20 protein-coding genes and 6 pseudogenes are annotated in these 23085 nt (G+C 39.1%); 13 read left to right on the top strand and 13 right to left on the bottom strand.

Translation table 11 applies throughout. The features are described 5' to 3' along the window. Positions 1–61: 61 nt before the first annotated feature. From OVN21_RS02715 to OVN21_RS02705, 3 genes and pseudogenes are all read right to left on the bottom strand, one after another. A pseudogene (locus tag OVN21_RS02715) lies at positions 62–340 on the bottom strand (ABC transporter permease); the annotation flags it as partial. Between the two features lie 75 nt (positions 341–415). Beyond that, positions 416–1390, bottom strand: coding sequence for a sensor histidine kinase (locus OVN21_RS02710; RefSeq protein ID WP_267247170.1), 975 nt, complete (start codon positions 1388–1390; stop codon positions 416–418). Next, positions 1383–2060, bottom strand: a complete 678-nt coding sequence (locus OVN21_RS02705; protein ID WP_267247169.1) for a response regulator transcription factor — start codon at positions 2058–2060, stop codon at positions 1383–1385. The genes OVN21_RS02710 and OVN21_RS02705 overlap by 8 nt, the downstream gene beginning before the upstream one ends. A 156-nt stretch (positions 2061–2216) precedes the next feature. Between OVN21_RS02705 and OVN21_RS02700 the strand changes: the two genes are divergently transcribed. Beyond that, complete coding sequence (locus OVN21_RS02700) at positions 2217–3311, top strand: DUF2974 domain-containing protein (RefSeq protein WP_267247168.1); 1095 nt, start codon at positions 2217–2219, stop codon at positions 3309–3311. A 63-nt stretch (positions 3312–3374) separates the two neighbouring features. Further along, complete coding sequence (locus OVN21_RS02695; RefSeq protein WP_267247167.1) at positions 3375–4004, top strand: MBL fold metallo-hydrolase; 630 nt, start codon at positions 3375–3377, stop codon at positions 4002–4004. 35 nt (positions 4005–4039) lie between these two features. Here the strand turns inward: OVN21_RS02695 and OVN21_RS02690 are convergent, their stop codons facing one another. Then, positions 4040–5071, bottom strand: a complete 1032-nt coding sequence (locus tag OVN21_RS02690) for an FUSC family protein (protein ID WP_267247166.1) — start codon at positions 5069–5071, stop codon at positions 4040–4042. 107 nt (positions 5072–5178) lie between these two features. Here OVN21_RS02690 and OVN21_RS02685 point away from each other — a divergent pair, with 107 nt between their 5' ends. Next, positions 5179–5466, top strand: a complete 288-nt coding sequence (locus tag OVN21_RS02685) for a transposase (RefSeq protein WP_267247165.1) — start codon at positions 5179–5181, stop codon at positions 5464–5466. 79 nt (positions 5467–5545) lie between these two features. On the opposite strand, the gene pepO is transcribed toward OVN21_RS02685, so the two are convergent. Together pepO and OVN21_RS02675 are read right to left on the bottom strand one after the other, a co-directional pair. After that, complete coding sequence (pepO, locus tag OVN21_RS02680) at positions 5546–7438, bottom strand: endopeptidase PepO (RefSeq protein WP_267247164.1); 1893 nt, start codon at positions 7436–7438, stop codon at positions 5546–5548. A 370-nt stretch (positions 7439–7808) separates the two neighbouring features. After that, positions 7809–8408 carry a hypothetical protein gene (locus OVN21_RS02675; protein WP_267247163.1) on the bottom strand — a complete coding sequence of 200 codons (600 nt, stop codon included), beginning with the start codon at positions 8406–8408 and terminating at the stop codon, positions 7809–7811. A 620-nt stretch (positions 8409–9028) separates the two neighbouring features. On the opposite strand from OVN21_RS02675, the gene OVN21_RS02670 reads away from it, so the two are divergent. From OVN21_RS02670 to OVN21_RS11055, 9 genes and pseudogenes are all read left to right on the top strand, one after another. After that, complete coding sequence (locus OVN21_RS02670) at positions 9029–9331, top strand: bacteriocin immunity protein (protein ID WP_267247162.1); 303 nt, start codon at positions 9029–9031, stop codon at positions 9329–9331. Positions 9332–9547: 216 nt separating this feature from the next. Next, positions 9548–9803: pseudogene (locus OVN21_RS02665) on the top strand (uridine kinase); the annotation flags it as partial. Between the two features lie 218 nt (positions 9804–10021). Next, a pseudogene (gene tnpA, locus OVN21_RS02660) lies at positions 10022–10537 on the top strand (IS200/IS605 family transposase). 557 nt (positions 10538–11094) lie between these two features. Beyond that, positions 11095–11817 carry a metal ABC transporter ATP-binding protein gene (locus OVN21_RS02655; protein ID WP_138335311.1) on the top strand — a complete coding sequence of 241 codons (723 nt, stop codon included), beginning with the start codon at positions 11095–11097 and terminating at the stop codon, positions 11815–11817. Continuing rightward, entirely contained in the window at positions 11814–12662 is an 849-nt protein-coding gene (locus tag OVN21_RS02650) for a metal ABC transporter permease (protein WP_267247161.1), read from the top strand. The genes OVN21_RS02655 and OVN21_RS02650 overlap by 4 nt, the downstream gene beginning before the upstream one ends. A gap of 32 nt (positions 12663–12694) precedes the next feature. Next, a complete protein-coding gene (locus OVN21_RS02645; protein ID WP_267247160.1) occupies positions 12695–13624 on the top strand; it encodes a metal ABC transporter substrate-binding protein in 930 nt (309 codons plus the stop codon). A gap of 122 nt (positions 13625–13746) precedes the next feature. Beyond that, entirely contained in the window at positions 13747–14241 is a 495-nt protein-coding gene (tpx, locus tag OVN21_RS02640) for a thiol peroxidase (protein ID WP_267247159.1), read from the top strand. 83 nt (positions 14242–14324) lie between these two features. Further along, positions 14325–14975 (top strand): metal-dependent transcriptional regulator, encoded by a 651-nt coding sequence (locus OVN21_RS02635; RefSeq protein ID WP_267247158.1) that lies wholly within the window; start codon positions 14325–14327, stop codon positions 14973–14975. Positions 14976–15199: 224 nt separating this feature from the next. Next, positions 15200–15750: pseudogene (locus OVN21_RS11055) on the top strand (nicotinamide mononucleotide transporter). Positions 15751–16176: 426 nt separating this feature from the next. On the opposite strand, the gene OVN21_RS02620 reads toward OVN21_RS11055, so the two are convergent. Next, complete coding sequence (locus OVN21_RS02620) at positions 16177–16548, bottom strand: hypothetical protein (RefSeq protein ID WP_267247155.1); 372 nt, start codon at positions 16546–16548, stop codon at positions 16177–16179. Between the two features lie 106 nt (positions 16549–16654). Here OVN21_RS02620 and OVN21_RS02615 point away from each other — a divergent pair, with 106 nt between their 5' ends. Beyond that, a complete protein-coding gene (locus tag OVN21_RS02615; protein ID WP_267247154.1) occupies positions 16655–17068 on the top strand; it encodes a hypothetical protein in 414 nt (137 codons plus the stop codon). Between the two features lie 34 nt (positions 17069–17102). On the opposite strand, the gene dtd (OVN21_RS02610) is transcribed toward OVN21_RS02615, so the two are convergent. The 6 genes and pseudogenes from dtd (OVN21_RS02610) to OVN21_RS02585 all read right to left on the bottom strand — a co-directional run bounded on the left by dtd (OVN21_RS02610) (position 17103) and on the right by OVN21_RS02585 (position 23020). Beyond that, the gene (gene dtd / locus OVN21_RS02610; RefSeq protein WP_267247153.1) at positions 17103–17546 is read right to left on the bottom strand and encodes a D-aminoacyl-tRNA deacylase; all 444 of its coding nucleotides are present in this window, start codon (positions 17544–17546) and stop codon (positions 17103–17105) included. 30 nt (positions 17547–17576) lie between these two features. After that, positions 17577–18035, bottom strand: a pseudogene (locus OVN21_RS02605) (ACT domain-containing protein); the annotation flags it as partial. Positions 18036–18170: 135 nt separating this feature from the next. Further along, positions 18171–18608 (bottom strand): annotated as a pseudogene (locus OVN21_RS02600) (helix-turn-helix domain-containing protein); the annotation flags it as partial. A gap of 369 nt (positions 18609–18977) precedes the next feature. Continuing rightward, the gene (locus tag OVN21_RS02595; RefSeq protein ID WP_267247152.1) at positions 18978–19922 is read right to left on the bottom strand and encodes a serine hydrolase; all 945 of its coding nucleotides are present in this window, start codon (positions 19920–19922) and stop codon (positions 18978–18980) included. Between the two features lie 405 nt (positions 19923–20327). Then, complete coding sequence (gene dtd, locus OVN21_RS02590) at positions 20328–20774, bottom strand: D-aminoacyl-tRNA deacylase (RefSeq protein WP_267247151.1); 447 nt, start codon at positions 20772–20774, stop codon at positions 20328–20330. 29 nt (positions 20775–20803) lie between these two features. After that, positions 20804–23020 (bottom strand): RelA/SpoT family protein, encoded by a 2217-nt coding sequence (locus OVN21_RS02585; RefSeq protein WP_267247150.1) that lies wholly within the window; start codon positions 23018–23020, stop codon positions 20804–20806. Positions 23021–23085: the final 65 nt, after the last annotated feature.

Raw genomic sequence — 23085 nt, 5'->3', positions numbered from 1 at the left:
CTTCTCACCTGTTATTCTTTTGAAAATTATCCTTTAAATATCCGTCAGTCTATCCTTAACATTATATCAAAAATTTTACAGTCTTTCTCTGAAGAAATCTATCAATTGAACAGATAGAGAAAGTTATCGTCAACCTCATGGTATCATCGACTACTTCAATGACCTCTAGAACCAAACTAAGTATATGATAAACAAAGGCCAATGGAGAAATGCAAAAATTACAGGAAGGAAGAAAACTGTCAAGATTTGCTTGTTAATGGTTTGCTTAATATGCTTTTGATCTAGACCTACCTTTTCGTTCGTGGTCTTCACATCCCTCAGAGATTTGTTTATAATAGATAAAATAATTTACTCAGATATACAGTTAAAGATAAAAAAGCCCAGTTGTCTTATCCTGGGCTCTTATCTACTCTTCTCACTCAAGGACTAAGTTCACTTGAGCAAACTGAATCCGCACTATCGTTCCTTTTCCGACCTCAGACTCGATGCGAATCTGGTGCCCCAGTTCTTCAGAAATTTTCTTAGATAGGTAGAGGCCAAGTCCAGATGACTGCTGGGTCAAACGACCATTGTAGCCTGAAAAGCCACGTTCAAAGACTCGGAGCACATCACTGTTTTTAATCCCGATTCCCGTATCCTTGATACAGATCTCCTGGCCTTCCATATAAATCTCTAGTCCACCTTTCTTGGTGTATTTGAGGCTATTTGAGAGGATTTGTTCAATGACAACCAACAGCCACTTCTTATCGGTCACGATGATTTTGTCAAGGTCATGTAGATTGACCGTCAGTCCCTTTTGGATAAAGAAAAGAGCATACTTACGAACAACTTTCTTCACCAGTTCCTCCACTTGAACCTTTTCAAATACCAAGTCATCGTGGAAACTTTCTAAACGCAGGTACTGCAACACCAGATTGGTATAGGAGTCAATTTTGAAAATTTCCTGTTCTAACTGCTGCTTCAGTTGGCGGTCGGCTACTTCTGCAACTAGCAGTTGACTTGCTGCAATGGGGGTCTTAATCTGGTGCACCCATAAGGTGTAGTAATCAAGTAAATCCGTCAGTTTACTTTGGGCTTCTGACTTCTTTTGATACAATTCAGACTCACGCTCTTCGAGTTTTTCCGCTAGCACACATTCCAAAGGAGACTTTGGGTCTCTTTCAGCATAGAGTACTTCCTGACGGTAAATCTGAGCTTCTGCAAATATATCCCAAGCCAAAAATAAGAAGGTCAAAAAACTACTGAGGAGGAAAAAATAGAAAAAATAAAATCCTATACTAGCGAATAAAAACTGAAAGAGAAAAATAAGAAAACCCAATGAAAAAATATAGACAAAAAGACGACTGCGAGAACGCAGATGGGCCAGAAAAAATAGTTTCCAATCAAGCATGTTTCAGTCCGTATCCTATTCCCTTCTTGGTTTCGATAAATCCTGCCAAGCCTTGCTCCTCTAACTTTTTACGCAAACGAGCAACATTGACAGACAAGGTATTATCATCGATAAAAAAGTCACTATTCCAGAGTTCTCGCATCAGGTCATCTCGCGCCACGATATTACCCGCATGTTCAAACAAAATCCGCAAAATCTGAAATTCATTCTTGGTCAAACTCAGGACTTCCCCCTGATAGTGCAAATCCATAGACTTGGTATTGAGGATTACACCGGCATACTCCAGCAGACTTTCATCTCGGCCAAACTCATAAGAACGGCGTAACAAGCCCTGAACCTTAGCAAGGAGCACCTGCTGGTCAAAAGGTTTGGTAACAAAGTCATCTGCCCCCATACTGATCGCCATGACGATATCCATCGCCTGATCTCTGGAAGACAGAAACATGATGGGCACCTTGGAAATCTTACGAATCTCCTGGCACCAGTGATAACCATTGAAAAGAGGCAAGCCAATATCCATGAGAACCAAATGAGGTTCTGACTGGACAAAGAGAGTCAAAACTTCCATAAAGTCCTCTACCAAAATAACCTCAAAACTCCATTCAGAAAGCAATTTCCCAACTTGTTGCCGAATGACTTGGTCATCTTCTACTAGTAAAATCTTGTGCATGCGCTCCTCCTTTGTTCTTATTATAACAGATTTTCCCTATGGATAAAACGCAAACCTGTATTTAAACCAGCTCGCTAGCAGTATAGCAAAATCTAGTCAGCCTACTAGCTAATTCTAGGTAAATGTGATAGGATAAACATAGAGAAAGGAGCTTTTATGGCCAATATTTTTGACTACTTGAATGATGTAGCATACGATTCCTTTTATGACCTCTCCGTGAACGAGTTAGATGTTCTTGCCTTGACTGAATTAACCTACCTTGCTTTTGATGATGTAGTCACCCAAGAACCAAAGCGTCTCATAGATCTTGCACCTCAAATCCCTAGAGAAACAACTATGTTGACCAATAAAAGCCGCCTCCAGTTGTTGGATCAACTCGCTCAACACAAACGCTTTAAAAATTGCAAGCTTTCAGACTTTATCAACGATATCGATCCTGAATTGCAAAAACAATTTGCAGCCATGACTTATCGTATCAATCTCGATACCTATTTACTTGTTTTTCGCGGAACTGATGACAGTATCATTGGCTGGAAAGAAGATTTCCATATGACCTATATGAAGGAAATCCCAGCTCAAAAACATGCTCTCCAGTATTTACAGGACTTTTTTGCCCAACATCCTAACCAAAAGGTTATCCTAGCAGGACACTCAAAAGGGGGCAATCTAGCTGTCTATGCTACCAGTCAACTTGATCTAAACTTGCAGAAAAACATTATCGCTGTCTATACTTTTGATGCACCTGGACTTCACAAGGAACTAACCGAAACACCAGGCTATCAAAACATGATAGACAGAACAAAAGTATTTATCCCACAAGGTTCTATCATCGGGATGATGCTGGAAATTCCTGATAAAAAAATCGTCGTTCGAAGCACCGCCTTAGGTGGCATCGCCCAGCACGATACCTTCAGTTGGCAGATTGAAGATAAACACTTTGTCAAACTAGACGAGATAAATAGTGACAGTCAGCAAGTCGATACAACCTTCAAGGAATGGGTTGAAACCGTTCCTGACGAAGAACTACAGCTCTACTTCGACCTCTTTTTCGGAATCATTCTCGATGCAGGAATCTCCTCTATCAACGACCTTTCTTCCTTCAAGGTTATTGAACACATTCATCAACTCTTTGTCCAAGCTCAATCCCTCACTCCCGAAGAAAGAGAAACCATGGGGCGCTTAACTCAACTCTTGATTGACACCCGATACCAAGCTTGGAAAAATCGTCAAGGCACGAAAAAGACTTTCTGATACCCTAAGCATTCTCTTCTATGCTATACTTAGTTTAGTACATTCTTTGAGATTGGAGCCAGTATGAAAATCCATAAAACCGTGAATCCCGTTGCCTATGAAAATACTTATTACCTGGAAGGAGATCAACATCTGATTGTGGTTGACCCAGGTAGCCATTGGGAAGCTATTCATAAGACTATTGAGAAAATCAACAAACCAGTCTGTGCGATTCTCCTGACCCACACCCACTACGACCATATTATGAGTCTGGACTTGGTTCGCGAGACTTTTGGAAATCCCCCAGTTTATGTAGCAGAGAGTGAAGCATCTTGGCTTTATACACCTGTCGATAATCTCTCTGGTCTCCCTCGTCATGATGATATGGCAGATGTGGTCACAAAACCTGTAGAACACACCTTTGTCTTTCATGAGGAATACCAGCTTGAGGAATTTTGTTTTACAGTTCTACCAACCCCAGGGCACTCTATTGGCGGTGTTTCCCTCGTCTTTCCTGATGCCCATCTAGTCTTGACTGGAGATGCTCTGTTCCGAGAAACTATCGGACGAACAGACCTTCCTACAGGTAGTATGGAACAACTCCTCCATAGTATCCAGACTCAACTCTTTACCCTTCCTAACTACGATGTCTATCCTGGTCATGGTCCAGCTACAACCATCGCTCATGAAAAGACCTTTAATCCCTTTTTCTAGCAAGCAAAAAACCAATGATATCAGCTGTTTTTATTCTATTCAGACAAAGTTGTAATATAATGTAGTGTTTTCTCCATTAGCCACGCTGTTCCAAGTCCAATAAAGCTACCTAATATTATCCCGATGAAACGAAGCTCAACTAATGTTATTGAATCTGTCTTTGTAATTAGCGTTGATAATAAAATAGTCATGGGATTGATAAAAATATTTGCAACAGCATAATTACGTACCACATAGTATTGGGATAGTCCATATAAACAAGAAATCGTTAAAATCAACGATAGGCCACTGATGTTAAATTGTAATAAAAATATAGATAATATTAAACCGAATGAACTACCTAGTAAATATTGAACATGACGTTTTTTCATCGCTTCAAGATTTTCAACTAATAGAATGGAAGCACAGGCTATTGTTACCCAATAGGGTTTATCTAAACCTAACGCGTGACTAATATAAACTGTCAAAAATAGAGCAATGCTGTAAAATATTGCATCAACAAGAGCAACGGCATCTTGTTTAAAAACTTCCGTCAATAATGTCTTATCTAAACAACTCGCCTCTTTTCGTTTATCTAGTCGTTTAATACTATATCCGCCAATTAAACTTAAGAAAATACCTAAAGTAAAAAAACAGCTTATCTCAAAGAGTCTTGATAACGGCAGAGATAAGTTGACACCCATAGCACAAACCATTACATAAAATAGAGCTCCAGGTTTATGAATATCGTATAAGCGTGTCAATAAACGACTGATAAAGGCAACTATTCCAACAACAATAGGTGAAAGCCATGGCGATATAGTAGATAGGAGACCTAATATAAAAGATAGTAATAAGGTTATGCCTATAATTCCTAGAAATTTCATCAAGGATTTTGAAGGGATATTTCGATAATAAAATAGGGTAAACAAACCTATAGAGGATATGCTAGGTATGGAATAATTGTTACTGAAGTAACCCATCAATAGAATAATCAATATAGATATCGTTAAGATAATTGAACGAAAAGGATTATCATTAACTTTTGTAAAAGTGAGGCAAGATTTTAATTGTTTTAAATATTTCATAGTTTGATTATAACACAATCCTTTTTAGGATATGAGAATTGAGGTTTTAACAAAGCTGTATTCCTAGCTTTTATTTCTCTGTTTTCTAGTTTTTATTTTGTCAAACATTGATTATCTTGAGCGTCAAGAAAGTCTTGCGTAAAATCAAGGATAATTTTTCAGTACGTGCTGAAAAATATGAGAGCTATCAAGACTTAAAAACGAAAAAATATCAAGTGCTTTCATCTCCTGAAGGTAGACAGATTTTCGCTCAACGCAAGATTGTCTTTGGACAGATAAAGGCTTGTTTAGGTTATAAGAGATGCAATCTGAGAGGGATGAGTCAAGTGAAAATTGACCTGGGATTGGTACTTATGACCAACAACCTCCTAAAATACAATAAGAGAACGACTTAAAATTAAAAAGCTAGAGTTCCTCAATTGGGAATCTCTAGCTTTTTGTAACTGAGAACTATTTTGTCTCAGACTCTTTGTCTTACCAAATAATCACACGATCCTCTGGTGAACGCCACATACCGTCTCCTTCTTTGACATTATAGGTTGTAAAGAAATCATCGAAGTTTGGTACTTGCACATTGACACGGAGTTTGGCTGGTGCGTGCACATCGACGCTAGCCAAAAGTTTCATAAATTCTGGACGACCTTTCATGCGCCAGATGCGACCGAAGTTGTAGAAGAATTCTTCTGCTGAGAAGTCTGGTTCTCTCTTGGCTGCTTCGAGAGCTGCAGCGATTCCTCCCAAGTCCGCCACGTTTTCTGATACCGTCAATTTACCGTTGATGGTTGCTCCATAAGAATCCTGTCCATCAAACTGGTCAATGACTTTTTGTGTTTTCTCCTTGAAGGCAGCATAGTCGCTCTCGGTCCACCAATCCTTAAGGCTACCATTTTCATCAAAGGAAGCTCCGTTGGTATCAAAGGCGTGCGAAATTTCATGGGCAATAACCGCCCCAATACCCCCGTAGTTAGCAGAAGATGACTGATGCAAGTCATAGAAAGGCGCTTGTAAGATAGCCGCTGGGAAGACAATCAGGTTCTTCTGTGGATTGTAGTAGGCATTGACCATATGAGCAGGCATGCCCCACTCCTTGTAGTCTACAGGCTGGTTCCACTTGCTCCAACTGTGCTTGATTTCCACACGCGCAAATGCTAAGGCATTGTCAAAAAGACTAGCATTTTCATCGACCACCTTGTCCTTGTAACGTTCTGGCAATTCTTCTGGGTAACCGATATAAGGCTTGATGACATTGAGTTTGACAATGGCCTTGTCACGAGTTTCAGGAGTCAGCCAGTCGTTCTTAGCCAAACGTTCCTTATACACGTCAATCATAGTCGCTACTTTTTTCTCTACGTCTGCCTTAGCTTCTGGAGAGAATTTTTCATGCGCATACCAGAGACCAAGAGCCTGCTTAAAAGGACCTTGGGCCAAGTGATAAGATGCCTTGACCTTGTCTTTGGCTTCTGGAACTCCAGAAAGCGCGCGGCTGTATGCACCTGACAAGACACGGATTTCTTCTGTTAAATAGCTGGTTGAGAGATTGACAACACTTAAAATTAAGGTTGCCTTGAGGAGAGGCCAGGCTTCTTCACTATAGAATTGATCTGCTGCTTGCCAGAAACGTTCCTCGTCTACGATAACCTTATCTGGTACTTGTCCAAGAACTGCTTGGAAGAAGTCATCCAAAGGTAGGGCAGGCGCGAATTTTTTGAAATCTTCATAAGAATATGGATGGTAGAGTTTAGCATACTCTGAACTTTCTTCATTAGAAAGCACCACTGCCGCAATTCGACGGTCCAATTCTAATCTTTTCTCTAGCAAGTCTTCAATTTCTTCATCAGAGAAATCATAAGCCTTGAGGAGATTTGCGCTGGTTTCTTTCCAAAGAGTCAAGAGCTCTTCGCGCTGAGGATGGTCTTCTGCATAGTAGGTCGTATCTGGCAAGATCGTGCTTGGAGCACTAGCCCATAGAACATTGATTCTGGCATCCATAAAGTCTGGCGATACACCAAAAGGAAGGAAATTAGGTTTTCCAGCAAGCTCAAAATCTGCTAGTCTAGCTGTAAAATCCGCAAAAGTTTCCAATTCTTGGAATTCTTTAAGGAGAGGCAAAACAGGTGTGATACCGTCAGCTTCTCTCTTGTCAAAATCACGAACCAGGCGGTGGTATTTGACAAAATTTGCCAAGATAGCATCCTCAGGCACCTCTTCTCCTGCCAACCACCTGTCTGTTGTCGCCAGCATCAGGTCTTCAATTTCCTGATCTAAATCAACAAAACCTCCTGTTTGAGACTTGTCGGCTGGGATTTCAGCTGTCTTTTGCCATTCTCCATTGATTGCATCATAAAAATCGTCTTGATAACGTGTCATCTTGTTCTCGCTTTCATTTATACTTATTTTTAGTTTAACAAAAATTACCTTGAAATGCAATTAATAACCATTTAACTATTATTTTTTAGTTATTGTAGAAAATCTTTCCATGATAAAACGCATAAGTCCAAGTTTTTACACTTGATACTATGCGTTTTATAATTTTGAATCCTTTTTCCTAACCTCTTGCTTGGTTTTAATACACTATGATTTTTTATCAAATGTCAAAAACGATAAATAAGCATTGATAGCAGAAAAGAACATTAACTTCATGAAAAGATCCAAGGATAGCCTACCACTAATATATGCTATTGCAGAAAAGATAGATAATGAAATAAAGAAACTTAGTACTACACGGATTATCTTTTTCTTAAGCCCACGCATTTATACGACCGTTATTCTTATAATAATCATTAGCATCTATAAGTTGAGCAAGAGAATATCCAACATTATAGTAAATATTTACAACAGCAACAACATTCTCTATTATCTTGGATATAAAACCAGATAAAACACCGACACGTTTAGCTGTAGCTTTGGCAGATCTACTTAAAATAGAACGAGCAGCAGCTACACCATGTTTAGCTGCGTATCTACCAAGGGTAGCATATCCACTGATAAGTGTATCGACAATTAAATCAAATGCCCAAGCAAATTCACTTAAAGTAACGCCTTGACCATCCCATACACTAGCTCTACTACTATACGGACTCATTACTCTATATGCAATCTCTCTCATTTGTTCCTCATTCAATTCAGGATAAAGACTCTTTTTTTCTTTAATCAATCTATCTATCTGATCTTCAGAAAGTTCCAGTGGTTTAGATAATTTTTTATCTACTTCTGCAACTAAACTTGAAATTTGTGAATAATTGCTAGCTTCGGACGCATATACTAAAGATGGCACAACATTACTAGCTAAAAACAGTGTAACAATTGATGAAATGATGAATCTGAAAATTTTAGACATATTAGTCCTCCTTAAGAAAATGATAAAGCAAAAACCACTCAAAGTATTCAGCAAGACATTTACCACTAAAAACCTCCTCTCCAGTCTAATTAAATACTTTTGTTAACATCATTATTTTACTACAAAAATGGTAGCGCTATCAATGTTTTTCCTGTAATTTCCTATAATTTATATATTATTTTAACTTTAGAATCTCTTTTCAGTTATTATTTTAATTTTTTAAAATAACGTTCGGATTAGCAAGAGTATCTCCGCATTCGGATTACAAAAGAAGGATGATAGGTAGCAATTTCTTGACAAAACCAAGGATTGATAGTAAAATAATTCTAAGAGATCGATTCCAACTGTTACGAGTTGTCGATACTCGAATAATCTATATAGAAATTTAGAGGTATTATTATAATGAAGCAATTTGAAATTCTTTCAGATAAATATTTAGAGTCCATTACAGGTTCTAGTAGGAATTTAGCCCCAGGAGTGTATTGTGTAGACGTTAACGGTAGAGCAAAATGTAGTATCAATCCTGGAGAATTTTGGGGGTACACTGGAAGTGTAATAGTCAATGGATGGATTAATTATGGTCCATGGGCACCTAGACCAGGATTTGGTGTAATAATTCCATGATGCAAGTTGAATTTCGAGAAAGGGTAGAGCATCTTCTTCATCAAAAAGAAATAAATGAAAATAGTGAGTTGAGTGACCTATTTCGTCTTTCTATACAAGATTTAAACAAAAATGAAAAATATCAATCAGTCATGGCCAAATTGAGTCAAGGGTTGTCCCTTTATCTCATGACACATCATTATCAAGCCCCTAAGTCCGTGATTGATTTTGGTTTACAGATTGCCAAAGCACCTAGCAAAGAGAGAGGGAAGCTGGCTTTCTTGCAGATGCTTGCTCAAACCCTACAAGGCTTTCGTTAAAACTATCGAACATCAGAGGGGAGACTCTGGTGTTTTTTGCTGATGAGACTATAAATTTTCCTAAAAATATGATACAGTAGATTGAAATAAGCTATGAACAACTTGATTAGGGAAATCAAATTAATTTCTAGAAATGTTTTAGCATCCGCGGCGTACTATTCTAGTTTCAACTTACTATAGAATAGGTGGCAGATAAAAAATTGAAGGGAAGATAGCATACAAAATAAACCAATCATTATCGGAGTTACAGGTGGTTCTAGTGATAAAACCAGTGTTTCAAGATCTATTTTATCCTATTTCCCTGCTGGAAAAGATTTCTATGATTGAGCATGATTCATACTACAAGAATCAGTTTCACTTGACATTTGAAGAGCGTGTCAAAACCAACTATGACCATCCTTTGTCCTTTGATACAGACTTGATAATTGAACAAATTAAGGGATTGTTGGCAGGGCGTCCGGTGGGCATTCCAATACTATACTGTAATTGAATTTTTTAATTTAGGCGTTAGAACTGTTTCCTCAGTTCTAGCGCCTTTTCTTATGTGACTATTAGTCCGTCTCGCTCCGTTAGGTGCGAGACAAAAAGACCACCCGCTATGCGGGTGCGCGTCGAAGGTTATACCAAAAAAACTCCGAACGCGATACAATAAAGGTGTTCAAGCCAATTGTAAAGCGAAAGGAGAAAAATATGGCACAAAAGGCTCATAGTTTATCGCACACAAAGTGGAGGTGTTCTATCACATTGTGTTCACCCCTAAGTATAGACGAAAAGTTATCTATAATCAATATCGAAGTAGTTTAGGCGAAATATTTCATCGCTTATGTAGGTTATAAAGGTGTTGAAATTATCGAGGGTCACTTAATGCCTGATCATGTACATATGTTAGTAAGTATTCCGCCGAGGATAAGTGTTTCAAGTTTTATGGGGTATTTAAAAGGCAAAAGTGCACTCATGATGTTTGATAAACACGCCAATCTCAAGTATAAGTTTGGGAATCGGCATTTCTGGGCAGAAGGTTATTATGTGAGCACAGTAGGGCTCAATGAAGCCACAATTAAGAAATATATTCAAGAGTAAAGAAATTATCCAGTGGATGATTTCTTCACGAGTATAAAAATTTGAGAACGAGTAAAGCATGATATAGCACTAGATAAATTGGGTGTAAAAGAATATGAGGACCCCTTTAGGGATAGTGGTAAGTAATACTAACGCCTCTTTGAGAGGCAAGTGACGAGTCAAGAGCAATAAGGCTTGAACAAAGTGAAAGCCAGCGTCTTTAGGCGCTGGCTGGTAATTTGGGCTTATAGCCCTAGTACAAACCACCCGTTTGACGGGGGGTTATGATTTTTGATAAGTCTGCTTAATAGAGACTATAGTAGATCAAAATAAAATGTGAACAAATCGATTGGCTGATTTCAATGAATTTCTAAAAATGAATTAGAAGTCATATTATACTATTCTAACTTCAATCCACTATAGTTTGTAAATGATTCTGAGAATCTTATGAGCCCAAGCAATAATCGGCTTCATCTTGCTTCCTATTTGAGAAATTCAATTGTAAAAAGAAGAAAAAACTGGATCCGTAGAATGTGCTGCGATTAATCCCGACATGGTCACAGCCTGTTTGATATATCGATTCCCTTGCGTGAGGTGTAAAGATTTTTCAATACCTTATTTTAATTTTTTCAAAAATTAACTTGACTTAATTTCTTTTTTAATGTATACTAAGAAACGATAAGAAACGAAAGGAATACAACTATATGATACATATCGAAAACCTAAGTGTCTCCTACAAAGAAACGTTGGCACTTAAGGATATTTCACTAGTGCTCCATGGACCAACAATTACCGGTATCATTGGTCCAAACGGTGCTGGGAAATCAACATTATTAAAAGGGATGCTGGGAATTATCCCACATCAAGGTCAGGCATTTCTAGATGACAAGGAAGTTAAAAAATCCTTACATCGAGTCGCCTATGTCGAACAAAAAATCCATATCGACTACAACTTTCCCATCAAGGTCAAGGAATGTGTCTCGTTAGGACTCTTTCCCTCTATCCCTCTCTTTCGAAGTTTAAAGGCTAAACATTGGAAGAAAGTGCAAGAGGCCCTTGAAATCGTCGACCTAGCTGACTACGCTGAACGGCAAATCAGTCAACTGTCTGGAGGTCAGTTCCAGCGGGTCTTGATTGCCAGATGTTTGGTGCAGGAAACCGACTATATCCTCTTGGATGAACCCTTTGTTGGGATTGACTCAGTCAGTGAGGAAATCATCATGAATACGCTGAGAGATCTGAAAAAAGCTGGTAAGACAGTTCTCATCGTCCACCACGACCTCAGCAAGGTTCCCCACTACTTTGATCAAGTCTTACTTGTCAATCGAGAAGTCATTGCCTTTGGCCCAACCAAAGAAACCTTTACCAAAGCCAATCTCAAAGAAGCTTACGGTAATCGACTATTTTTCAATGGAGGTGACCTATGATTGCAGAATTTATCGATGGATTGCAAAAATTCCATTTCTTACAAAATGCCTTGATAACAGCTATTGTCATCGGGGTCGTAGCTGGAGCTGTGGGATGTTTCATCATCCTACGCGGGATGTCACTCATGGGAGATGCCATTTCACATGCTGTCTTGCCAGGTGTAGCCCTCTCCTTTATCTTGGGCCTTGACTTCTTTATCGGAGCCATTGCCTTTGGACTACTAGCTGCTATCATCATTACCTACATCAAGGGAAACTCGATTATCAAAAGCGATACCGCCATCGGCATTACCTTTTCTTCTTTCTTAGCCCTCGGTATCATCTTGATTGGTGTCGCTAAAAGTTCAACCGACCTTTTCCATATCCTTTTTGGTAATATCCTGGCCGTCCAAGATACAGATATGTTTATTACTGTGGGTGTGGGAGCAGCCATTCTCTTGTTAATCTGGATTTTCTTCAAGCAACTCTTGATCACTTCCTTTGATGAACTCTTGGCTAAAGCCATGGGAATGCCTGTCAATTTCTATCACTACTTACTCATGGTACTCCTAACTCTCGTGTCTGTGACAGCCATGCAAAGTGTCGGAACTATCCTGATTGTAGCCATGCTGATTACCCCAGCGGCAACTGCTTATCTATATGCTAATAGCCTGAAAAGCATGATTTTCCTTTCCTCAACCTTTGGAGCCACTGCTTCAGTTTTAGGACTCTTTATCGGCTATAGCTTTAACGTTGCGGCAGGTTCTAGTATCGTGCTTACAGCCGCTAGTTTCTTTCTCATTAGTTTCTTTATCGCTCCAAAACAACGATATTTGAAACTAAAAAATAAACATTTGTTAAAATAAGGGGCAAAGCCCCAATAAAATTGGAGGATCTAATGAAAAAATTAGGTACATTACTCGTTCTCTTTCTTTCCGTCATTGCTCTTGTAGCATGTGCTAGTGGAAAAAAAGATGCAGCTTCTAGTCAAAAACTAAAAGTTGTTGCCACTAACTCAATCATCGCTGATATTACTAAAAATATTGCTGGCGACAAGATTGATCTTCACAGTATCGTTCCTGTTGGTCAAGACCCACACGAATACGAACCACTTCCTGAAGACGTTCAGAAAACTTCTCAAGCTGATTTGATTTTCTATAATGGGATCAACCTTGAAACAGGTGGCAATGCTTGGTTTACAAAATTGGTAGAAAATGCCAAGAAAACTGAAAACAAAGACTACTTTGCAGTCAGCGAAGGCGTTGATGTTATCTACCTTGAAGGTCAAAACGAAAAAGGCAAAGAAGACCCACACGCTTGGCTCAACCTTGAAAACGGTATGATTTTTGCTAAAAATATCGCAAAACAATTGAGCGCTAAAGATCCTAACAACAAGGAATTTTACGAAAAAAATCTCAAAGAATATACTGATAAGCTAGACAAACTTGACAAGGAAGCTAAAGAGAAATTTAACAATATCCCTGCTGAGAAAAAACTCATCGTAACCAGCGAAGGATGCTTCAAATACTTCTCTAAAGCCTACGGTGTCCCAAGTGCCTATATCTGGGAAATCAACACTGAAGAAGAAGGAACACCTGACCAAATCAAGACCTTGGTTGAAAAACTTCGCCAATCAAAAGTTCCATCACTCTTTGTAGAATCAAGTGTGGATGACCGTCCAATGAAAACTGTTTCTAAAGACACAAACATCCCAATCTACGCACAAATCTTTACTGACTCTATCGCAGAACAAGGTAAAGAAGGCGACAGCTACTACAACATGATGAAATACAACCTTGACAAGATTGCTGAAGGATTGGCAAAATAAGCCTCTGAAAAACGTCATTCTCACACGAGCTGGCGTTTTTTCTATGCCCATATTTCCGGTCAAATCATTGGAAAATTCTGACCGTTTCAGCTAAAATGGAAGAAAAAAGATTGGAGTATCTTATGGTAACTTTTCTCGGAAATCCTGTAACCTTTACAGGTAAACAACTGCAAGTCGGCGACAAGGCACTCGACTTTTCTCTCACTACAACAGATCTCTCTAAAAAAACACTAGCTGACTTTGATGGAAAGAAAAAAGTCTTGAGCGTTGTGCCTTCTATCGATACAGGCATCTGCTCAACGCAAACACGTCGATTCAACCAGGAACTTGCCAACCTTGACAATACCGTCGTTCTTACCGTTTCTATGGACCTACCCTTTGCCCAAAAACGTTGGTGTGGTGCTGAAGGCATTGACAATGCCATCATGCTTTCAGACTACTTTGACCATTCTTTCGGGCGCGATTATGCCCTTTTGATCAACGAATGGCATCTCCTTGCACGTGCCGTCTTTGTTCTCGATACTGACAATGTCATCCGTTATGTAGAATACGTTGACAATATCAACACGGAACCAGACTTTGAAGCTGCTATTGCTGCAGTGAAAGAACTGGACTAAAATTAAAGCCATTAGGGTAGAAGACTAGAGAAATCTAGCTTTTTTTGATATACTAGATGGAGAGAAAAGACAAGAGGAAACGAATGACGCCAAATAAAGAAGACTACCTAAAATGTATTTATGAAATCGGTACGGAGATGCAGAAAATCACCAATAAAGAAATTGCTGCCCGTATGCAGGTCTCTCCACCTGCTGTAACAGAGATGATCAAACGCATGAAAAGTGAAAATCTCATCCTCAAGAACAAGGAGAACGGCTATCTATTGACAGATATCGGTCTCAAACTGGTCTCAGAACTCTATCGCAAACACCGGTTGATTGAAGTCTTTCTAGTTCACCATCTTGATTATACCAGTAACCAGATTCATGACGAAGCTGAGGTATTAGAACATACGGTTTCAGACTTTTTCGTCGAGAGATTAGACAAAATGTTAGGCTTCCCAAAAACCTGTCCTCATGGAGGAACCATCCCAGCTAAGGGAGAGCTCCTGGTCGAAATCAATAACTTACCACTAGCAGATACCAAAGAAGCAGGGACCTATCTACTGACTCGAGTCCATGATAGCTTTGAACTTCTCCAATATTTGGAAAAACACAGCATTCATATTGGAGACCAAGTCCAAGTCAAGCAGTTTGATGGCTTCTCTAATACCTTCACTCTGATTCACAAAAATGAAGAACTCCAAGTCAGCCTAGAAATCGCCAAACAACTCTATGTTGAGAAAATCGACTAATTTCTCAAGTCCCCTACCAACCCTGAAAGCTTGATTTTCAGGGTTTTATTTCTAACATTTGATGTTACTCTCATTTAGTTGTAGAATGGTTATGATAAAAAACGAGAAAGATACCTTAAACATGGTTTGACCTCTTCGAGATTGCGATTGCATCTGGTTACCTCAACTCCCGACTCGATAAATTCGTAGACTGGGAACCATGGACAGCTCTTGTACCCTCTGGATTGATTTCCGTAACCAATGTTGGGATTTCCATGTTGTCCACTCGTTTCACGGGAAAATTAAGCAAATGGGGAAATTACTTTGGTATTGTCAATACGATTTTGTCTGGTACCATTGATTATATCCTTGGAAATAAGGCGGTCATTATCACCTATCCTGTCACTTTCCTCATTTATACCTTTGCTATTAAGAAATCGGAAGCTTCACAAGAAGGAAGACCCAACCAAATGAGCCAAAAACAGGTAAAATTGCGACCATCATCATTTCAATCATCGCCTTCCTCTTTGCATTTTTGACCAACTATATCGGCTATGGTGATAAGATGAATCTCCTTGCCTACGTAACAACTATTGCATTTGCACTGTCCCTCATTGCCAATGCTTTGAATGCATTAAAATTAACAATTCAGTGGGGATTTTGGTTGATTTACAATTTCGTTTAGCTAACAAAGGCTGGTATTCAAGGAAACTTCGCCAATATCGGTAAATACATCTTTTATATCCTCAATGCAATCGGAGCTTTATTTGTCTGGAATGATAAGGAAGCTAGATAGAAGCTAGATAATAGAAGGAAACTGAAATAAAACGCATAGTATCAAAGTTTTTCAACACCTCACACTATGCGTCTTGCTGATTTTAAAGACTTTTTGTAAAGTCTCATTATTACTTATACAATGATAGTAATATCACTGCCTATACCCAATCGTTAATTTAGTTGTAAAATAAATGATGGTTCTAACTGGCAGGAACAATTAAATATTCTGTAGTCGTAGTAATATAACCACTAAAGTTTGAATTTTCATAGTAAGAAGTCACTATTTTAAATTGTCTCTTACTATGATTATAATAAGTTCGAACCCTGCTATAAGCCCCTGGAGGATTACTTGGTAAAATTGCCATAAGTGCTCCAGTTATGGTACCTACTAATGGTCCTCCAATCATGCTTATAAGCCTTCCATATATAAATGCAGCAATATTTTTTAATTGAGAATTTCTATCTGACCTCCTTCACTACCTCCTACATATACCCAATCTGAATAAGCACTTCTAAAGTAGGAATAATTTAATTCAAAACTTGTTAATGACAAAAACAATTGATTATTCCTGTAAATTCCATCCTCTCTCTTTTCAAGCAAATCAATTGATCCATCTAAATAAGTCAACTTTACTGAATCATTCCCAATCACTTCAACAAATGGTTGACTTAAATCATTTTTTAAAGAAGAAATTTCATCAGTTTTAGTATTCATAGTGATATTTTCATTGGCTAAAACACTTATATTCGGTAATAGAATAGGAGTCAACAGAAAAATACTTGTAACAACTGTTATCAGTTTCTTAAGATAAATCATAATTTTTTCCTCCTCTTATATATTAACGGTTGAATATTTTACAAGACTATTATATAATAATTATATAAAATATTTATCCGTTAACATATAAAAAGAAGGTTTTATCATGAAAAAAATCATCTACATCAAAACCATTCAACTCCTTATCATCGATGGAATTATGCTGGCATTTTTAACATTTAAAGAGAGCCTTACTTGGGATTGGATTTTGATTTATAGCGGTTGGCTCATTTTCTTTCATCCTATGCTATTGACCTATCTTTCTAATCAACTTTGTGACCACTTTAGTCAACTCTATTCCCAGATTAGACCAAGATTCTGGCGTTTTGCCTTACAAATCCTTCTATGGGATATCCTGATGATTCTCTCCTTGATATGTTTAAGTGGTGTCCCACTTTTCCTTCAGGGAACTCTCCTCATCCTGGGACATCTCATCCCTTCTTATCGCACCTGCCAAAGCCTAAAACAAGATTTCCCAAAAGCCTATCAAGAACCCATTTCTTGTTGGAGTATTTTATGATAGATAAGAAAAACCAAGCCCAGCTTGGTTTTTCTTATCTATTTTTGGTGTCAAGGATGATGGTTACTGGGCCATCATTGACCAGTTCCACCTGCATATCTGCTCCAAAGACTCCTGTCTCAACAGGAACTTCCTTGGCTAGTTCTTGGTTAAATTCTTGATAGAAAGCTTCCGCCATATCTGGTTTAGCTGCCCCTGTAAAGGTTGGACGATTGCCTTTTTTGGTGTCGGCAAACAGAGTAAACTGAGAGATGGAGAGGATTTCGCCTTGGATATCCTTAACAGATAGGTTCATCTTGCCTTCAGCATCTGAGAAAATTCGCATATTGACAAGTTTTCTCACAGCATACTCCAAATCTTCCTGCTGATCCTCAGGTCCAACACCTACTAAGAGTAAGAGCCCCTGCTGGATTTTCCCATATACTTGACCTTCAATAGAAACTTGAGCTTTCTTGACACGATGAACGATAATTCTCATAGCAATCCTTTCTGATTATATCAAGCCAACTTAACCATTGGTCCGTTTGACTGAGTAGACTTCTGGTACACTCTTAATCTTATCAACTACTGTAGTCAGTGTAGAGAGGTTGAAAATACCAAAGCAGACATGGATATTGGCAAATTTCATATCCTTGGTTGGTTGGGCGTTAACGGTTGAGATATTTTTAGTTGTATTTGATAAGACTTGCAAGATATCATTCAATAGACCAGAACGGTTGAGCCCGTAGATATCGATGTGAGCCATATACTCCTTACTTGAGAATTGGTCTTCCCATTCAACATCGAGTAGACGCTGCTCGTAATTTTCCTGTGAGCGAAGGTTCATACAGTCTACACGGTGAATAGCTACACCACGACCCTTGGTAATATAACCAACGATATCATCATCTGGAACAGGGTTACAACATTTGGCAATCCTGATCAAGAGCCCAGAAGCACCTTGGATGACTACTCCGCCCTCATATTTCCTTGAGCGTTTCCATACCTTATCGGCGTAATAGCGTTCTCTTAGGATTTCTATATCCAGCAGTCCGCCCATATCATTGACAGCCAAGTCCAGACGCTTAAAGATACCCTCATAGTCCATGCAACGGCTCAAAAAATTGTACCAGCCTACACCTCTTGCCTGTAAGACGTGTTCTAAATGCCGACAGCCCATGTCCTTTAATTCCAGTAAAACGCCCATAGAAGCGGTAACGATAATCTCGCCATAGCGGTATAGTTCCTCATAGCCAAACAGTCCATAATCTTCATGGATAAAGTATTCTACTTTCATAGACAGCACGTTTTTGATAATCTCCAATGCATCCGTAGTAGGGAAGCATACAGGCAGATAATCAATGTTCAGCGTAAAAGGCTGTGTGCATTTGCAGTAGTCCAGATAATGCAGGAGCGTATGCTTCATTTCCTTGCTGGCTCTTGTTTTTCCGTTATCAATTTCATTCAAGTTTTGCCTGCTGATATGCAGTTCCTTTGCCAGTCTGCTTTGGGAATAACCGCAGGCATTCCGTTTTGTTTTCAATGCTTCGATAAAATCCATGTCATTCATGTTTATTCCTCCAATCAAAAAAGCATACGCCCATAGGAATATACACCTTGTAGTTTGTGTTTCCGATATGCTGTTTTCGACCTGTCGGGTAGAAATGACAGGGTGTGAAGTGCAGTAAGTTCTTATAACTTCGTACATCGTTTCATATCGGGATTTTTGTAATTGTTTTGTATCTTGTTTCTTGTAATAGTACCCCCTGTTAGTCAAACGGGAGCTTTGAACGGCTCGCCAGCAAGCTGGCGTGGCGGTATGTCTTACGACCGCCACCGCTGGCGGATCACTCCGTCGGTTGTCGAAATTTTGAGTGTATTTCCCACACAAACTGGAACTTAACACTCGCTTAAAAGAGATATTTCATCATCATTTAATAATCGTATTGATAGCAGACTGTACCGCTTTATATCTTCCTTCGTTTGATAATGCCGCCAAACAAGTTATCAAATATTCTTTTCCATCTTTTTCATAAAGAACAACTATGCTGTAAGAAGATGCCATAGTTCCCGTTTTCATTCCTTTTACATTCGCATTATAGTACGGTGAATTTTTATCTAAAAACTCATTCGTATTCTTCCATGTGATTTCACCTTGTGGAGTTTCAATTGAGAAAGAACTTATCCCTATACATTCTCTAACAAAACCATAATTTAGAAGTTTTAAGGCTACACGGTTAATGTCATCTAAATGAGTATAAGCTTGCATAGAAGCCCCACTTGGGTCATTATACAAATTTGTTTTAGAATAACCCTCTTCGATTAAATGCTTACTAACTCCTGTCATAAAATAATCAATATATTCTGTTGCTGTGTAGCCTTCTCCCAGTTCGTTTTTAGCGATATGGTATGCTAATGCATAGGCAGCATCATTTCCGGAAGGAACAAGCAAAGCCTCCATTATTTGTTTAACTGTATAGTCCCCAGCATACAGATATGCTAAAGACGAACCCGGCGGCACAAGTTCCAATACCTCTTGATTTACTTCAACAATATCTTCTAAAGCAACTTTTTCCAAAGCATAATCAATGACAAATAATTTTGCCAAACTTGCTACTGTAGGCGACTGATTATCGCCCTCGTAAAATAAATATTTTCCTTGCTCAATATCATAAACAGAAAATGAAAGAGCATCCTGCGAAATATTAAGCTCATTTGTATTCAGTCGAAAATCGATTTTTTTGTAGACATTTTTAAAAAAATCAAAATCACAAATGCCTGTTTTATACAGCCCAATCGTAGCAACAGGTACGATAAACAATATTATTACAAAAATCATTATTATCTTTTTGTATTTTTTACGTTTTTTCTTCATGTTTTTTCCTCCAACTGCTAATTTTGTCGTCTCTTATAAATCGAAATTTATCTTTATTTGTATTATATCATGCTGTTATAAGCATTGCCATTTCTTTTCTGCTTTTGAAAGGCTACTTATCAGCTATGATTTGTAAAGGGTGCTATTTAGCATTGCTTACGCAACAAGCCCTTGACAAATCATAGCCCGATAAGTCTATGGTAATCAAGCAGAACTGAAATAATCTGCTGTTTCATGCCATAGAAATAGACGCTCTGTTTCAAGTATCAATTTCTTATAGCTCTGTATTTCTCTTTATAAGTCATTACATAAGGCTCTTTCATTTGTTGTAATTTCATTGTAATTTACCTTATTTTCTTTTATTTTTTTGCTGATAGATACTGTATTTATGCGGTATTCCTCAATTTAGTATCTGTTTTTAGTATCAAAAATAATGGTGACTGGTCCATCATTGACTAGCTCCACCTGCATATTCGCTCCAAAGATACCTGTCTGAACGGGGACTTCCTGAGCTAATTTTTTATTGAATGCCTCATAGAAAGCAACTGCCATATCCGGCTTGGCTGCACCTGTAAAGGCGGGACGATTGCCCTTCTTAGTATCCGCAAAGAGGGTAAACTGGGAAATAGAAAGGATTTCCCCTTCAATATCTTTGACAGATAGGTTCATCTTGTCTTCTGCATCTGAAAAAATTCGCATATTGACAAGCTTTCTCACAGCATAATCCAAATCTTCCTCTTGGTCCTCTGGGCCAACACCGACCAGCAATAAGAGTCCCTGATTAATTTTTCCCCGTACCTGACCTTCGATACTCACTTGGGCTTTTTTAACCCGTTGGATAATGATTTTCATAATAACCTTTCTAGTAACTGAAGGGAGAATTAGCCGTTGGTCCGTTTAACAGAGTAGATCTCTGGTACACTCTTAATCTTATCCACGACTGTAGTCAGTGTAGAGAGGTTGGAAATACCAAAGGAGACATGGATATTGGCAAATTTCATATCCTTGGTTGGTTGGGCGTTAACGGTTGAGATATTCTTAGTTGTGTTGGAGAGAACTTGCAGAACATCATTTAAGAGCCCTGTACGGTTGAGACCATAGATATCGATGTGGGCAGTATATTCCTTGCTTGAGAATTGATCTTCCCATTCCACATCAAGGAGACGTTGCTCATAGTTTTCTTGGGCACGGAGATTCATACAGTCCACACGGTGAATAGCTACACCACGACCCTTGGTAATGTAGCCGACAATGTCGTCACCCGGCACTGGATTACAACACTTGGCAATCCTGATCAAGAGCCCAGAAGCACCTTGGATGACTACTCCGCCCTCATGCTTAACCTTGAGGGTTTCTTTGTTTTCAACCTTGACTTCGCCACCCTTAACCAGTTCTTCTGCTTCCGCCTTGGCCTTAGCGCGTTCTTCCTCACGACGTTCCTTTTCCGTCAAACGGTTAAAGACGGTAATAGCGCCAATTTCTCCAAAACCAATGGCTGCATAGAGAGCTTCCTCTGTCTTGTAGCTGGTCTTTTGAAGGACCTCGTCCATATGACGCTTGTCCATGAATTTATTGGCCACATAGCCATTTTCTTGGAACTGGGCCATCAGCATTTCACGACCCTTGTTGACAGACAATTCCTTATCTTGGTTTTTAAAGAACTGACGAATCTTGTTACGCGCCTTGCTGGTTTTAACCATGTTGAGCCAGTCACGGCTTGGCCCAAAGGAATTTGGATTGGTGATAATTTCAACCTGGTCACCTGTTTTTAACTTGGTCGTCAATGGAACCATACGACCATTGACCTTGGCACCCGTCGCTTTTTCACCGACTTTTGTATGGATTTCATAAGCAAAGTCAATCGGTCCAGAATCCTTTGGAAGTGAACGAACCGCCCCGTCTGGAGTAAAGACATAGATTTCTTCAGCTAGGTAATTCTCTTTGACCGTCTCTACGAAATCCTTGGCATCATTGGACTGATCTTGAAGTTCCATCATCTCCTTGATCCAGTTCATACCGATAGCTGATTCTTTGCTATTAACCTGCCCCTTAATGCCTTTCTTATATGCCCAGTGAGCTGCTACCCCGTACTCAGCCACCTCGTGCATTTCCTTGGTCCGAATCTGGAATTCAATCGGCCCCTTTGGTCCATAGACGGTCGTATGGATAGACTGGTAACCGTTGGCCTTACGATTGGCGATATAGTCTTTAAAGCGACCGGGCATGGGTTTCCAAAGTTCATGCACATAACCAAGCATGGCATAAACATCACTTTGGGTATCCAAAATACAACGAATGGCAATCAGATCATAGATTTCCTCAAAGCGTTTCTTCTTATCCTGCATCTTGCGATAGATCGAATAGATATGCTTAGGACGACCATAGATTTTCCCTTTGAGATTGCGTTCGGTAGCGTACTCTTCCAACTTGGTTACGACTTCATCGACCAAAGCCTCACGTTCCCTGCGTTTTTCCTTCATCATGTGGGTGATCTTGTAAAACTCAGTTGGATTAAGGTAACGGAAAGATAGATCTTCCAACTCCCACTTGACACTGGAAATCCCTAGACGATGAGCAAGTGGTGCGTAAATTTCCATAGTTTCTCTGGAGATACGTTCTTGCTTGTCCTTTCGTAGGTGTTTGAGAGTCCGCATATTGTGCAAACGGTCCGATAATTTAACCAAGATAACACGGATATCCTCTGACATGGCCATAAGCATCTTGCGGTGATTTTCAGCCAATTGTTCCTCGAGTGATTTGTACTCAACCTTACCAAGCTTGGTCACCCCATCAACGATAATCCGAACATCATGACCGAACTCTCTCTCCAGATCATCCAGTGTCGCATCTGTATCCTCAACCACGTCATGCAAAAAACCACAGGCAACGGTTACGGCATCCAGCTTGAGCTTAGCCAGAATTCCTGCTACCTGAATGGGATGGATAATATAGGGCTCTCCTGATTTCCGAAACTGCCCACTATGACAATCAAGTGCGTAAATCAATGCTTTTTGTACAAAAACAACATCTTCCTTTGTTAAATATTCTCTCGTTAAAGCGACTACCTGATCGCCCGTCAAATTCACTTCTTTCGGCATCTATACTCTCCAATTCTTCCTACCATTTTATCACTTTTTTAAGGATATGAAAACTAGAAAAAACC

This window comes from Streptococcus sp. Marseille-Q5986 (assembly GCF_946902915.1).
Taxonomy (GTDB): domain Bacteria; phylum Bacillota; class Bacilli; order Lactobacillales; family Streptococcaceae; genus Streptococcus.
The sequence above is the reverse complement of the archived record's forward strand: the minus strand, read 5'-3'. Positions and strand labels throughout refer to the sequence as shown.

Excerpts from the sequence above, each read along its gene's own strand:
- OVN21_RS02690 (WP_267247166.1), bottom strand. The coding sequence starts at position 5,071 with ATGAAATATTTAAAACAATTAAAATCTTGCCTCACTTTTACAAAAGTT.
- OVN21_RS02670 (WP_267247162.1), top strand. The coding sequence starts at position 9,029 with ATGATGCAAGTTGAATTTCGAGAAAGGGTAGAGCATCTTCTTCATCAA.
- OVN21_RS02595 (WP_267247152.1), bottom strand. The coding sequence starts at position 19,922 with ATGAAGAAAAAACGTAAAAAATACAAAAAGATAATAATGATTTTTGTA.
- OVN21_RS02695 (WP_267247167.1), top strand. The coding sequence starts at position 3,375 with ATGAAAATCCATAAAACCGTGAATCCCGTTGCCTATGAAAATACTTAT.
- dtd (WP_267247151.1), bottom strand. The coding sequence starts at position 20,774 with ATGAAAATCATTATCCAACGGGTTAAAAAAGCCCAAGTGAGTATCGAA.
- OVN21_RS02710 (WP_267247170.1), bottom strand. The coding sequence starts at position 1,390 with ATGCTTGATTGGAAACTATTTTTTCTGGCCCATCTGCGTTCTCGCAGT.
- pepO (WP_267247164.1), bottom strand. The coding sequence starts at position 7,438 with ATGACACGTTATCAAGACGATTTTTATGATGCAATCAATGGAGAATGG.
- OVN21_RS02705 (WP_267247169.1), bottom strand. The coding sequence starts at position 2,060 with ATGCACAAGATTTTACTAGTAGAAGATGACCAAGTCATTCGGCAACAA.
- OVN21_RS02585 (WP_267247150.1), bottom strand. The coding sequence starts at position 23,020 with ATGCCGAAAGAAGTGAATTTGACGGGCGATCAGGTAGTCGCTTTAACG.
- OVN21_RS02700 (WP_267247168.1), top strand. The coding sequence starts at position 2,217 with ATGGCCAATATTTTTGACTACTTGAATGATGTAGCATACGATTCCTTT.
- dtd (WP_267247153.1), bottom strand. The coding sequence starts at position 17,546 with ATGAGAATTATCGTTCATCGTGTCAAGAAAGCTCAAGTTTCTATTGAA.
- OVN21_RS02635 (WP_267247158.1), top strand. The coding sequence starts at position 14,325 with ATGACGCCAAATAAAGAAGACTACCTAAAATGTATTTATGAAATCGGT.
- tpx (WP_267247159.1), top strand. The coding sequence starts at position 13,747 with ATGGTAACTTTTCTCGGAAATCCTGTAACCTTTACAGGTAAACAACTG.
- OVN21_RS02655 (WP_138335311.1), top strand. The coding sequence starts at position 11,095 with ATGATACATATCGAAAACCTAAGTGTCTCCTACAAAGAAACGTTGGCA.
- OVN21_RS02645 (WP_267247160.1), top strand. The coding sequence starts at position 12,695 with ATGAAAAAATTAGGTACATTACTCGTTCTCTTTCTTTCCGTCATTGCT.
- OVN21_RS02615 (WP_267247154.1), top strand. The coding sequence starts at position 16,655 with ATGAAAAAAATCATCTACATCAAAACCATTCAACTCCTTATCATCGAT.
- OVN21_RS02650 (WP_267247161.1), top strand. The coding sequence starts at position 11,814 with ATGATTGCAGAATTTATCGATGGATTGCAAAAATTCCATTTCTTACAA.
- OVN21_RS02620 (WP_267247155.1), bottom strand. The coding sequence starts at position 16,548 with ATGATTTATCTTAAGAAACTGATAACAGTTGTTACAAGTATTTTTCTG.
- OVN21_RS02675 (WP_267247163.1), bottom strand. The coding sequence starts at position 8,408 with ATGTCTAAAATTTTCAGATTCATCATTTCATCAATTGTTACACTGTTT.